This is a genomic window from Deinococcus sp. LM3, from assembly GCF_002017875.1.
Taxonomy (GTDB): domain Bacteria; phylum Deinococcota; class Deinococci; order Deinococcales; family Deinococcaceae; genus Deinococcus.
Genome location: NZ_MUFV01000001.1, coordinates 2,419,386 through 2,432,086, shown reverse-complemented (window position 1 = coordinate 2,432,086; position 12,701 = coordinate 2,419,386). Strand labels below are relative to the sequence as shown.

11 protein-coding genes are annotated in these 12,701 nt (G+C 67.8%); 4 read left to right on the top strand and 7 right to left on the bottom strand.

Annotated features, from left to right (window positions below):
* Window positions 1-334 precede the first annotated feature (334 nt).
* Window positions 335-2,893, top strand: coding sequence for an ATP-dependent chaperone ClpB (clpB, locus tag BXU09_RS11430; protein WP_078302714.1), 2,559 nt, complete (start codon window positions 335-337; stop codon window positions 2,891-2,893).
* A 192-nt stretch (window positions 2,894-3,085) separates the two neighbouring features.
* On the opposite strand, the gene BXU09_RS11425 is transcribed toward clpB, so the two are convergent.
* The 6 genes from BXU09_RS11425 to BXU09_RS11400 form a co-directional block, all read right to left on the bottom strand.
* Window positions 3,086-3,592: an SRPBCC domain-containing protein gene (locus BXU09_RS11425; RefSeq protein ID WP_078302710.1), complete on the bottom strand. Its 507-nt coding sequence runs from the start codon at window positions 3,590-3,592 to the stop codon at window positions 3,086-3,088.
* Window positions 3,593-3,778: 186 nt separating this feature from the next.
* Window positions 3,779-4,120: a metalloregulator ArsR/SmtB family transcription factor gene (locus BXU09_RS11420; protein WP_078302707.1), complete on the bottom strand. Its 342-nt coding sequence runs from the start codon at window positions 4,118-4,120 to the stop codon at window positions 3,779-3,781.
* Between the two features lie 140 nt (window positions 4,121-4,260).
* On the bottom strand, window positions 4,261-4,779 hold the full coding sequence (locus tag BXU09_RS11415) for a PH domain-containing protein (RefSeq protein WP_078302703.1): 519 nt from the start codon (window positions 4,777-4,779) through the stop codon (window positions 4,261-4,263).
* Window positions 4,780-4,795: 16 nt separating this feature from the next.
* Complete coding sequence (radA, locus tag BXU09_RS11410; RefSeq protein WP_078304982.1) at window positions 4,796-6,190, bottom strand: DNA repair protein RadA; 1,395 nt, start codon at window positions 6,188-6,190, stop codon at window positions 4,796-4,798.
* Window positions 6,183-6,464 (bottom strand): DUF2087 domain-containing protein, encoded by a 282-nt coding sequence (locus BXU09_RS11405; protein ID WP_055362714.1) that lies wholly within the window; start codon window positions 6,462-6,464, stop codon window positions 6,183-6,185. The genes radA and BXU09_RS11405 overlap by 8 nt, the downstream gene beginning before the upstream one ends.
* 268 nt (window positions 6,465-6,732) lie before the next feature.
* Window positions 6,733-8,973 (bottom strand): ATP-dependent Clp protease ATP-binding subunit, encoded by a 2,241-nt coding sequence (locus BXU09_RS11400; RefSeq protein ID WP_078302699.1) that lies wholly within the window; start codon window positions 8,971-8,973, stop codon window positions 6,733-6,735.
* Window positions 8,974-9,297: 324 nt separating this feature from the next.
* Between BXU09_RS11400 and BXU09_RS11395 the strand changes: the two genes are divergently transcribed.
* Complete coding sequence (locus tag BXU09_RS11395) at window positions 9,298-9,654, top strand: carboxymuconolactone decarboxylase family protein (RefSeq protein WP_055362711.1); 357 nt, start codon at window positions 9,298-9,300, stop codon at window positions 9,652-9,654.
* A gap of 62 nt (window positions 9,655-9,716) precedes the next feature.
* On the opposite strand, the gene BXU09_RS11390 is transcribed toward BXU09_RS11395, so the two are convergent.
* Entirely contained in the window at window positions 9,717-10,385 is a 669-nt protein-coding gene (locus BXU09_RS11390) for a hypothetical protein (protein ID WP_078304981.1), read from the bottom strand.
* 555 nt (window positions 10,386-10,940) lie between these two features.
* Between BXU09_RS11390 and BXU09_RS11385 the strand changes: the two genes are divergently transcribed.
* Together BXU09_RS11385 and BXU09_RS11380 are read left to right on the top strand one after the other, a co-directional pair.
* Window positions 10,941-11,702 (top strand): electron transfer flavoprotein subunit beta/FixA family protein, encoded by a 762-nt coding sequence (locus tag BXU09_RS11385; protein ID WP_078302697.1) that lies wholly within the window; start codon window positions 10,941-10,943, stop codon window positions 11,700-11,702.
* Complete coding sequence (locus tag BXU09_RS11380) at window positions 11,699-12,646, top strand: electron transfer flavoprotein subunit alpha/FixB family protein (RefSeq protein WP_078302694.1); 948 nt, start codon at window positions 11,699-11,701, stop codon at window positions 12,644-12,646. The genes BXU09_RS11385 and BXU09_RS11380 overlap by 4 nt, the downstream gene beginning before the upstream one ends.
* Window positions 12,647-12,701 lie beyond the last annotated feature (55 nt).

Genomic DNA, 12,701 nt, shown 5'->3' with positions numbered 1-12,701 from the left:
GATCGGAACACCACCGATCTGCCAGCTCCACGTCCGGAACCCATTGTTCTCCTACTCGCTCTGCGGCACAGCTCTACGAGTCCGCTCGGATTGAATGGGCTTTGCAGCCCGTTCAATCGGAGTCCGTATGAGTGGCTTATAAACCCATCAATCCGAAACGAGACCGGTGGCTGGTCATGTGTGGTGGGTGCATCCGGGGGCTGGCAGGGGCTCGGGCAGCAGTCACCTGGGTCACCATTAATCATCCGCAATAAACTTGACACAACCCGACTCAAGTTTCAGAATGAAGGCAGTTGACCGAGCAGCCATTCCCCCACTCCCGGAGGTTCCCGACTTGAATCCCGACCGTTTCACCGAGGCCACTACCCAGGCCGTGCAGCAGGCGCAGACGCTCGCGCAGCAGAGCGGCCACCAGAACCTGACGCCCACCCATGTCCTGCGTACCCTGACCGACAACGACACCGCCGCGCGCGCCCTGACGCTGGCCGGGGGCAACCTGACGCAGATCCGCGCCGCGCTGGACGCCGAACTCTCGAAGCTTCCGCGCGTGCAGGGCGGCGGCGACAACCTGTACCTCGACCCGGCCCTGAGCCGCGCCTTCGGACGGGCTGACACCCTGGCCGGACAGCTGGGTGATTCCTTCGTGGCGGCCGACGCGCTGCTGCTGGCCCTGCGCGGCGAGTACCGGGGCCGGGGCCTGCCCAGCGAGACCGACCTGAACCGCGCCGTGAACGAGCAGCGCAAAGGAAAGACCGTGACGACCAAGACCAGTGAACAGCAGTTCGACGCCCTCGCCAAGTACGGCACCGACCTCACCCAGCGCGCCCGCGACGGCAAGTTCGACCCCGTCATCGGCCGCGACGAGGAGATCCGCCGCGCCATGCAGATCCTGCTGCGCCGCACCAAAAACAACCCGGTCCTGATCGGCGAACCCGGCGTGGGCAAGACCGCCATCGCCGAGGGCCTCGCCATCCGCATCGTGAAGGGTGACGTGCCCGACGGACTGAAGAACAAACGGATCGTCAGCCTGGAGATGGGCAGCCTGCTGGCGGGCGCGAAGTTCCGGGGGGAGTTCGAGGAACGCCTCAAGGGCGTGATCGACGAGGTGATCGCCTCGGCCGGTGAGGTCATCCTGTTCGTGGACGAGATTCACACCATCGTCGGGGCGGGCAAGACCGAGGGCAGCCCGGACGCCGGCAACATGCTCAAGCCGGCCCTGGCGCGTGGTGAACTGCACCTGATCGGCGCGACGACCCTCAGCGAGTACCGCGAGATCGAGAAGGACCCCGCGCTGGAACGCCGCTTCCAGCCGGTGTTCGTGGACGAACCCAGCGTCGAGGACACGATTTCCATCCTGCGCGGCATCAAGGAACGCTATCAGGTGCACCACAACGTGGAGATCACCGACCCGGCGCTGGTGGCCGCCGCGCAGCTCTCGCAGCGCTACATCACGGACCGGCAGTTGCCGGACAAGGCCATCGATCTGATCGACGAGTCCGCCGCGCGCCTGCGCATGGCGCTGGAAAGCAGCCCGGAGCGCATCGATCAGCTCGAGCGCCGCAAGTTGCAGCTGGAGATCGAACGCGAGGCCCTCAGGCGCGAGAAGGATCAGGACAGCCAGAACCGCCTGCTGGACATCGAGAGCACCCTGAAGAGCCTGACCGACGAGCTGGGCGACGTGCGCGCCCGCTGGGAAGCCGAGCGGCACGAGGTCGCTGCGCTGCGCGAGAAACGCGAGTCGCTGGATCAGGTGCGCACGGACATCGAGAAGGCCCGCCGCGACTACGACCTGCAACGCGCCGCCGAACTGGAATACGGGACCCTGCCGCAGCTGGAAAAAGAGGTGCAGGAACTCGAGCAGAAACTCAAGGGCGCCGAGTTCGCGCACACGCAGGTGACCGAGGAGGACATCGCGTCGGTGGTCAGCCGCTGGACCGGCATCCCGGTGAACAAACTGATGGAGGGCGAACGCGAGAAACTCCTGAAGCTCGAGGCGCAGCTGCATCACCGCGTGATCGGGCAGGACCGCGCCATCGTGAGCGTCGCGGACGCCATCCGCCGCAGCCGCGCGGGCCTCAGCGACCCGAACCGCCCGCTGGGCAGCTTCATGTTCCTCGGGCCGACCGGCGTGGGCAAGACCGAGCTGGCCAAGGCGCTGGCGGAATTCCTGTTCGACAGTCAGGACGCCCTGGTGCGCATCGACATGAGCGAGTACATGGAGAAACACACCGTCGCCCGCCTGATCGGCGCGCCTCCCGGCTACGTGGGCTTCGAGGAGGGCGGCCAGCTGACCGAGGCCGTGCGCCGCCGCCCCTACGCCGTGCTGCTGTTCGACGAGATCGAGAAGGCGCACCCGGACGTGTTCAATGTCCTGCTTCAGGTGCTGGACGACGGCCGCCTGACCGACGGGCAGGGCCGCACCGTGGACTTCCGCAACACGCTGATCATCCTGACCAGCAACATCGGCTCTCCCCTGATCCTGGAGATGCAGCACCGGGGCGACAGCGCCGACGATATCCGCGACGCCGTGATGGGCGAGTTGCAGGGCCACTTCCGCCCGGAGTTCCTGAACCGCGTGGACGACATCATCGTGTTCGACGCGCTGACCGCCGCCGACCTGCACCGCATCGTGGACATCCAGATGCGCGGCCTGATCAAACGTCTCGCCGAGCGCCGCGTGAGCCTGCACCTGACCGCCGCCGCGAAGGACCGCCTCGCGCAGATCGGGTACGACCCGGCCTTCGGGGCGCGCCCCCTCAAGCGCGCGATCAGCCGCGAGATCGAGACGCCGCTGGCCCGCGAGATCCTTCAGGGGAACGTGCCGGACAGCAGCAGCCTGAACGTCGACTACGACGGCACGAACTTCCAGTTCCAGATCGGCGCGCTGAACTGATCCGGACTCCGATTGAATGGCTTGCAAAGCCGTTCAATCCGAGCGGAGCGAGTAGGAGCCGAAGCGGGTTCCGGACGTGGAGTTGACAGGTCGGCGGTGTTCCGATCTGTTAACGAAACAAACGGAATCCGTACGATAAGGCAACGGGCAGCGGCTCCCCCGATAAAGGCGGGAAGCCGCTGCCCGTTCAGGTCAGGCGAGGTGTTCGGCCAGGCGGTCCCAGGTTTCGGTGATGCCCTGGAGCATGCCCATGTCCATGACGGCCTGCAGGTCTTCCGGGCGGACGTACGTGGAACGGCTGGTGACGCGGGTGCCGCCGGGAACGGCCTCGAAGGTCAGGTCGGCCAGCGTGGCGGGCATCTGGTCGTTGATGGCGCCGTGCTCGTCGCTGAAATGGTCGGTGTAGGTCAGGCGGGTGGGCGCCTCGATGTGCTCGTACACGCCCAGGCCCCAGCTCTGCATGCCGTGGAAGTCGCCCTGGGCGGGGTCGGTACAGGTCATGCAGTAGTGCCAGCGACCACCGGGGCGCAGGTCGACCGTGCAGTGCGTGAGCTCCCAGCCGCGCGGTCCCCACCAGTGGCGCAGGTGTTCGGCCTGCGTGAACGCTGCGAACACACGTTCGGGCGTGGCGGCGAAGGTCCGTTCCAGGACGAGGGTGCGGTCGTCTTCGATGCGGTGGTCGAGCGTGGCGTGCGTCATGGGGAACCTCCGGGTTCGTCTGATACAGAATTAAAGTGACTTGCTTCCAACTTGATCGCGTTCCGTTGTCCCCTCTCCCCTTGTGGGACTCCTAGAGCTGCGGAGCAGACAGGGAGGGACTCGCGTGGAGCGAAGCGACGGAAGGGGGAGGGGGCCATCCAGCGACTCCGAACGACGTGGAATCACTCAAATCCCGTCTGGGTCGGGTGTGGGGTCTTCGGGCGGGAGGGTGTTCAGGTAGTCGTCGAGCCGGTCGAGCCTCTCCTCCCAGAGGGGGCGGTAGCGGGTCAGCCAGTCGTCCAGATCGCGGAAGGGTGTGGGGCGCAGGTGGGCGATGCGGCGGTTGGCCTGGGGTTGCATGTGAACCAGTCCGGCGCCCACGAGGACGCGCAGGTGCTTGGAGGTCTGCGGCTGGCGCAGGCCGAGGCGGTCAGCGATCTCGCCGACGCTGTGGGGCCGTTCGCGCAGCAGTTCGACGATCTGGAAGCGGTGCGGGTCGGCCAGGGCGGTGAAGGTGTGGTGGTTCAAGCGGCGCGTGACCTCCTTCTGGTGCGTTCTGTTCTGCGCTTATTATGCCTCAAACAGAATATTCCTGTCAAGGCATATAGCGGCTACCACACCAGGGAACGCACGGTTTATCCCATCCGTCATGCGCCCGGCACCGGCCCTCACCCCAGCACGGGCACGCCCCTCGCCGTCAGCGCCTGCGCGAAGGCGTCCGGGTCGGCGGGCGTCAGGTAGTACGGCGTGCCGCCCCGCTCGACGATCAGGCCGCCGCGCGTGTTCGACGCGATGGCCTGCACGCTGCGGTAGGCGGGGCCGGTGAAAGTGTAGTTGCCGGTGTAGTAGCCGGGCAGGCCCACGCCGCCGACCCGCAAGCCCAGGCCCGCGTCGGTGCGGCGCACGCGCAGCTCGCGGTACGGCCACTCGAAGGTGCCGGAGAAGCGGCTGACGCGCAGGCCCGTGTCGGTCAGGATGTATGCCAGTCGGCGCGGAACCTGCGCGAAAAACGCCCCCAGTCCCACGCCCAGCAGCGTGAGGAACACGCTCCCCGCCACCGGCAGGGGCTTGCTGGCCCCGTCGTCCGGAATCCAGGCGGTCACGATCAGCATCAACGGGGCCACCCAGTTCAGCGCCCGGAACCAGACGGGCGAGGCGGCAGGCGCGACCGGAACGGCAGTGTTCATACCGTCCAGTACGCGCCTATCCCGCGCGGGGTTTCCGGCTGCCCGCCCCCGGACTGCCTGCCGCGCGGCCCTGCCAGACCTGCGCGACGGCCTCCTCGACGCTTTTCACGCCGTCCGGGTGGCCATCCAGGCCGGGTGGGACGATCAGGCGGGTGTACCCGGCGCGGCGGGCTTCCTCGGCGCGGCGGATCGAGCCGGTCGTGGAGCGCACCTCGCCCGCCAGTCCGACCTCGCCGAACACGGCGACGTTGCCGGGCAGGGCGCGGCCCACCACAGCGGAGTAGATCGCCAGGGCGATCGCGAGGTCCAGGCCCGGATCGGGGACCTTCAGGCCGCCCGCGAGGTTCACGTACACGTCCAGGCCGCCCAGCGTCAGGTCCAGGCGGCGTTCCAGCACGGCCAGCACCACGTCCACCCGGCGCGGGTCGAGGCCCACCACGACCCGGCGGGCGTTCGGGTACGGGGTCTTGCTGGCCAGCGCCTGCACTTCCAGCAGCATGGGCCGCTGCCCGTCGATGGTGGCGGCCACGACGCTGCCCGGCACATCCAGGGGCCGCTCGGCCAGGAACGCCGCCGACGGGTTCTCGATGGCGATCAGGCCCTCGCCGCGCATCTCGAACACGCCGAGTTCACCGGCCTGCCCGAAGCGGTTCTTGACCGAACGCAGCAGCCGGAACGACCCGACCGTCTCGAGGAACACGGTGGTGTCCACGATGTGCTCCATGACTTTCGGCCCGGCGACCGTGCCGTCCTTGGTCACGTGCCCGACCAGGACGGTGGCCGTGCCGGTTTCCTTGGCGGCGCGGGTCAGCAGGGCGGTGCCGTCGCGGACCTGCGCCACGCCGCCGGGCGCCCCCTCGCCTTCCACGGTCACGGTCTGGATGGAATCCACGATGCACAGCGCGGGCTTGTGCTCGCTCATCAGCGCGGCCACGTGCTCGGCGCGGGTGTCGCGGGTCAGTTGAATGTCCGCGCCCCCGTCCAGCGCCACGCCCAGCCGGTCGGCGCGCAGGCGGATCTGCTCCAGCGATTCCTCACCGGCCACATACAGCACGGTGCCGCCCAGTTTCGCCACGCGGTCGGCCACCTGCAGCAGCAGGGTGCTCTTGCCGATGCCCGGCTCGCCGCCGATCAGCGTGACGCCCCCGGCGACCAGACCGCCGCCCAGCACGCGGTCCAGTTCCGGAATGCCGCTGGACGCGCGCGGCTCCTCACGGCGACCCACGGTGGACAGCGCCGTGAGCTTCCCGCCCACCACGCCACCGTACGCCCCGCCGCGCGAGGAGGTCGCGGCGGCCGGAACCTCCTCCTCGAAGGAATTCCACGCCTGACAGTTCGGGCAGCGGCCCAGCGGTTTGGCGCTGGTGTACCCGCAACTGCCGCAGACGTAGTTCGTGCGGGCTCTAGCCACGCGCGCCGGGGCGACCGTCGGCACGCCAGTACGCGCCGCCCTCGGTCGCCAGGTAGTCGCTGTCGACCAGTTCGTTCAGCAGCAGGCTGGGGTCTTCCAGGGTGCTGTGGTCCGCCAGGATCTGCTCGACCTGCCCCTGGTCGTACGACACGCCCGGCTCGAACAGCCCGGTCAGGTAATCGAGAATGGCGAGCTGGTGCGCGCGGCGGCGGTCGCTGGGCCACCCGGTGATGCGGCCGTGTTCATCCTGGAAATCGGAAATGCTTTTCGTCATGACCGTCATGGTACTGGACAGGCGGCGGGCGGATGGTTCCCGGACGCCGGATTGACACGGACTCCGATTGAACGGTCTTTGCAGCCCATTCAATCGGAGTCCGTATGATCACTGGTGGCGTCCGCGCAGACGGTCAGGGCCAGGGCGGCAGGCAGGGCGAGCTTCACGAGCTTCATCTCTCTTCCCTACGCGGGCGGGCCGCTGCGGGTTGCTGCAGAAAAAGCCCCCGCCGGCGCCTGGAGCGCGGCGGGGCCAGTGGTCCGGGGGCTTACGCCAGGATCTGGCGGGAGGCGGCTTCCTCACCCTTCTCGAACTGGATGCCGCCCTCGCCCAGCACGACGCGCAGTTCCTCGCCGTGGTTGCTGGTGAGTTCCAGGGCCAGGGGGTCCTCGATCTCCTCGCGGACCAGGGTGCGCAGCTGCCGGCTGCTGCCGACCGCGTGCTTGGGACTGCGGGCCTTGAGTTTCGTGACCAGCCACGCGGCGATGGCCGGGTCGAAGGTGACGTTCAGTTCGCGGCTGGCGAGTTCCTCGGTCATCTCGCCCATGAGCTGCTGCGCGACCCGCACGAGTTCCTCCTCGCCGAGGCTCTTGAAGCGGATGACCTCGTCGAGGCGGTCCAGGAATTCCGGGGTGAAGATGTTACGCAGCGGGGCGTTGCTGTCCGGCGTGACCGGACTGAAGCCCACGGTGGGCGTCACGTTGAAGCCGGTGTTGCTGGTCATGATGATGATCGTGCGCCGGAAATCCACGGTGCGGCCCAGTCCGTCGGTCAGGCGGCCGTCGTCGAGAACCTGAAGGAAGGTGTTGTACACGTCCGGGTGGGCCTTCTCGATCTCGTCGAGCAGGATCACGCTGAACGGCTGGCGGCGCACGGCTTCCGTGAGGCGGCCGCCCTGCTCGTAGCCCACGTAGCCGGGGGGCGAGCCGATCAGTTTGCTGACCGAGTGGCTCTCCTGGAATTCGCTCATGTCCATGCGGATCAGGCTGCGTTCGCTGCCGAACAGGCTGCGGGCCAGGGCCTTGGCGAGGTGGGTCTTGCCGACCCCGCTGGGCCCCACGAACAGGAAACTCGCGGCGACGCGGGTGCGGCCGCCCAGGCCCACGCGGGCGCGGCGCAGCGCGGAGCTGAGCGCGCGGATCGCGTCGGGCTGGCCGTACACCTGATCCTGCAGGTTGCCTTCCAGATCACCGAGTTGCGCGGCCGTCTCCTCGGAGTAGATGCCGCCCATGGAGTTGATGACGCTCTCGATGTCCTCGCGGGTCACGTACGGTTCGCCGTCCTCGGTCTCCGCAACCGGCAGGCCCACGCTCATGTTCAGGCGCACGCGGCTGGCGGCCTCGTCGATCAGATCGATGGCCTTGTCCGGGAAGTTCCGGCCCGGCAGGCTCCGTTCCCCGATGCGCACGGCGAGTTCCAGCGCCGCTTCCGGGATCTGAACGCCGTGGTGTTCCTCGTACTTGGGTTTCAGGCCGCGCAGGATCTGTAGCGTCTCGGCGGGGCTGGGTTCCAGCACGATCACCGGCTGGAAGCGGCGTTCCAGCGCGGCGTCCTTCTCGATGTAACGGTGGTACTCGCCGGTGGTGGTCGCGCCGATCACCTGGATCTCGCCGCGCGACAGGGCGGGCTTGAGGATGTTCGCGGCGTCCAGCGTGCCTTCCGCGCCGCCCGCCCCGACCAGGGTGTGCAGCTCGTCGATGAAGGCCATGACCTTCGCGTTACGCAGCTCCTCGATGATCTGGCGCAGGCGTTCCTCGAACTCACCGCGGTACTTGGTGCCGGCCACGACGCCGCTCAGGTCCAGGCTGACGAGGCGGACGTTGTGCAGGTTAGGTGGGGTGCGCTTCTCGTGAATGGCGAGCGCCAGGCCTTCCACGATGGCGGTCTTACCCACGCCTGGGTCGCCGATCAGGACCGGGTTGTTCTTGGTGCGGCGCGTCAGGATCTGCGTGACGCGGCGGATCTCCTCGCTGCGCCCGATCACGGGGTCCAGTTTGCCCTCGCGCGCCCATTTGGTCAGGTCGCGGCCGTACTCGTCCAGGAAGGGCGTGGCGACCGGCTTGGCGGGTTTGCTGGCCGTGCCCTCACCCTGCGCCAGGATGCGCCAGCGGATGGTGTCCACGTCCTTGGTGAGTTCCTGCAGGATGCGGAAGGCCACGCCGTCACCCTCGCGGATGATGCCCAGCAGGATGTGTTCGGTGCTCGTGACCTGCGCACCCAGGTTGCGGGCCTCGCTGGACGCGAGTTCCATGACGCGCCGGGCGCGCGGGGTGATGCTGGGCGCGTCGTTCAGGCGGTTGCCCTCGCCGCGGCCGATGATCTCCTCGACGCGGCGGCGCAGGCCGTCCAGGGACGCGCCGAACTCTCCGAGAATGCTGGCGGCGGTGCCGCCCTCGCGCATCAGGCCCAGCAGCAGGTGTTCGGGGCCGACCATCGCGTGGCCCAGACGGTTGCCTTCCTCGCGGGCATAGTGGAACACGAGGCGGGCGCGGTCATCGTATCTGTTCATGGGTGACCCCCAGGGGCGGAAAAGCGCGACAGTCAAGTTACCGGGTCGAACGGAAGATCACAGGTCGCTGGAGCGAACGGAGTAATGCTAAGGAGAACCTGACTGCCTGCGGCAGAACGGGGACCGATGTCTGAACGCCTACGGGACAGCCTGAGTGTAGAGTATCGCCGCCCCACCCACCCAGGCAGGTGAAACCTTACGATCTGCGCACGCCGCGCCCGATCATGGCCTTCACCTGCTGCTACTGTAGCGGCGCAGTCCTGACGGGAATCTTGCCAGGACTGCGCCGCCGCCCCGACCGGCGGGCCGCGCTACCCTGCCCGCATGACCGACCCCGATTCCCCGCGCGCGCGGGACGTGATCTTCGGCACGCAGCAGGGCCGCATCCAGCAGCGCCTCGAGCAGCTGGACCCCGACCTGGGCGCGTACATCCGCGACTTCGCGTACGACACCGTGTATGACCGCCCCGGCCTGGACCTGAAAAGCAAGGAGCTGATCGCCTGCGCGCTACTGGTGTCGCTGGGCAGCCCGCCCGAACTGCGCACCCACATTCGCGGCGCCATGAACGCCGGAGCCACCGAGGACGAGGTACGCGGCGCCCTCCTGATGTGCGTGCCGTACCTGGGGTTCCCGCGTACCGTGGCGGCCTTCGAGATGCTCCGGCAGCACCTGGAACGCTAGCCCACACACAACACGAACCGGCCCCCACAGGGAGGGCCGGCCGGGTCAGGCAGGGGTGCAGATCAGAAGGTGGCTTTGATACCCACGCGGGCCTTGAAGTTGGTGCCGGGACGCACGAAGGGGGAGGTCGATTCTCTGTAGGAACCATCGTTCGTAGCGATGGTGTCGATGTTGCCACGACCGTCATCACTCGTAACGGTGGCATCGAAGAAGTGGTCCACACCCACATCGCCCACCAAGCTCAGGTTGCCAGTGAGCGCGTAGCTGACCAGTGCGCCCGCCCCGACTCCGAAAGCATTGCTGCGGTACGTCTGGCGGCCAGCAGAGCCATAGTCAGCAGTGGCACTGAACATACCGTAGCGGCCACCGGCATAGAGGGAGCTATCCACGCCGGGGGCCACTTCCCCTAACGCGTAGGTACCGTCAAGTGACACAACTGTCTGGCTCCCCGACTCAGTCGCCAGGCCCTGCTGCTTGGCATCGCCAAAAGTAGGGGTAGGGGCCACACCCAGACCGTAAGCGGAACTATCCCGAATCGCGTCGGCGGAGCGGGTGGTCGCCACGCCGACCTTCACGCCGACCGGACCGACGACGTTGGGGGTCAGGACGAAGATCTCGCCGCTGAGGCCGCTGGCGTAGCCGCCGGTCAGGCCGAGCTGCACGCCGCTGAGGGACTGCGCGCCGGCGGTGGCGGTGAGAGCGAGGAGGGTCAGGGGGATGAGCTTCTTCATGAGGACAGGTTCGGCCGTGACCATGAGAGGGTTCCTTGAGCCAGTTGACGGGAAATTTAAGGAGGCCCCGAACGTGAAGAGTCGGCTGTGGGGGGCTGAACGGGCGGTAAAGGGCAGCTGGGAGCAGCAGGAGGTGTCCGTATGCGGCTGGAGCGACGTGAAGGTGGGCCACTGGCCCACGGTCGGCCTCTCATGAGGGGGAGTGTCCCGGATGCCTGAGCGTGAGGGTCCGGCGTGCAGGTGGGAGCGGCGCCAGGTACACTGCGTTTATCTTGCAGGTAAACCGCGCGGAGCGCGGAGCAGAAAAAGGACGTTGCAGCTAACATTGCGAGCTTCCCGGAAAGCGCCGGAAGCTCTCCATTCCCGCTCCAACGTCCTTAGGGTGGGAGGGCGGCAGCGGTCCGGCGTCCGGTGGGTCTTCCCTGTTTCCGGGTCCTCTGCTAAACTTGAACCAAGTACAATTTGTCATGCTGGGCGCGTCTGCCCTCAGGTGCCCGACCTGAACCGACACGTCCCCGGACACCCCCACCGCAACCCCGATTCACTGGAGGACCCATGAACATCCTGACCCTCGTAAGACAAGTTCCCGACGCCGAGGCGCGCGTCAAGATCAGCGGCCAGACCGTCGACCTCGAAGGCGCCACCCTGGTCATCGACGGCATGGACGAGTACGGCGTCGAAGAGGCCCTGCGCCTGCGCGAGAGCGGCGCGCCCGTCGAGCAGATCATCGCGCTGGCTGTCGGCCCGAAGAAGGTCGAGGACGCCCTGCGCACCTCGCTCGCCATGGGCGTCGACCGCGCCATTCACATCGAAACCGACGAGAAATTCGACGCCGTGACCCTCAGCCGCGTCGTGGCCCAGGTCGCGCAGGCCGAGAACGTCACGCTGATCCTGGTCGGCGGGCAGGAAGCCGACTGGGACTCACAGGCCCTCGGGGCTGCCAGCGCCGAACGCCTGGGCTGGCCCCAGCTCACCTGGACGAACGAACTGAAACTCGACGGTGAGACGCTGACCGGCCGCCACGACGTGGACGACGGCAACGAGAGCTTCAGCGCGACGCTCCCGGCCGTCGTGACCACCCAGCAGGGCCTGAACGAACCCCGCTACCCTACCCTGCCGAACATCATGAAAGCCAAGAAGAAGGAACTGCGCAAGGACGACCCCGCCGCGTACCAGCTGCAGGGCAAGGTCCGCACCGTGAACGCCGAGATTCAGACCCGCGCCCGCCGCAACACCATGATCGACGGCAAGGACCCCCAGGCCGCCGCGCAACAACTGCTGGAACTGCTTCGGAACGAAGCCAAGGTGATCGCATGATTCTGATCGTCGCTGAACACACTGCCGGGAAACTGGCGAAAGCCACCCTGGAAATGGTCACTGCCGCCCGCGAGTCCGGGCGTGAAGGTCCCGTCACGCTGCTCGTGCTGGGCCAGGACGTCGCGGCCGTGGCCGCCGAGGCCGCCGCTGTGGCCGATCAGGTGCTCGTGGCCGACCTGCCCGCGCTCGCCACGTACAACGCCGAGGTCTGGGCGGCCGCTGCCACGCAGATCGCGCAGGAAGGCGAGGCGCACACCATCATCATCGGCGGCAGCCGCTCCGGGCGCGAGTACGCCCCGAGGGTCGCCGTGAAACTCGACGCACCGTACCTCGAGGACGCCACCAGACTGAGCAGCAACGGCGCGGCCCTCCAGGCGCAGCGTTACACCTACCTGGCCCGCGTGACCGAGACGGTGGAGGCCGACGGCACGGTCGTCGTGACCGTCAAGCCCGGCTCGTTCGCGCCCGCCGCGCCCGCCGCCGCCGCTGGTGAGCAGTACGACGTGGAACTCGACCTGCCCGCCCCGCGCGTGCAGGTGACGGGCCGCAGCGTCGAGAAGAGCAGCCGCGTTGCCCTGACCGAAGCCGACGTCATCGTGACCGGCGGACGCGGCGTGGGCAGCCCCGAGAACTTCACCCGCTACGTCGAGGGCCTCGCCGACTCCATCGGTGCGGGCGTCGGTGCCACGCGCGCCGTCGTGGACGCCGGCTGGCGCCCCTACGCCGAGCAGGTCGGCCAGACCGGCAAGACCGTGCAACCCAAGGCGTACATCGCCCTGGGCGTCAGCGGCGCCGTGCAGCACCTGAGCGGCATGGGCAAGAGCAAGAACATCATCGCCATCAACAAGGACGCCGAGGCACCGATCTTCAAGGTCGCTGACTACGGCATCGTGGGCGACATCAACGAGATCGTCCCCGCGCTGATCGAAGCCAGCCGCAAGTAAACGGGATGTGGGAAGTGGGCCGGTGGCCGACCTCCGCCCCAGCACCCACCTCCAA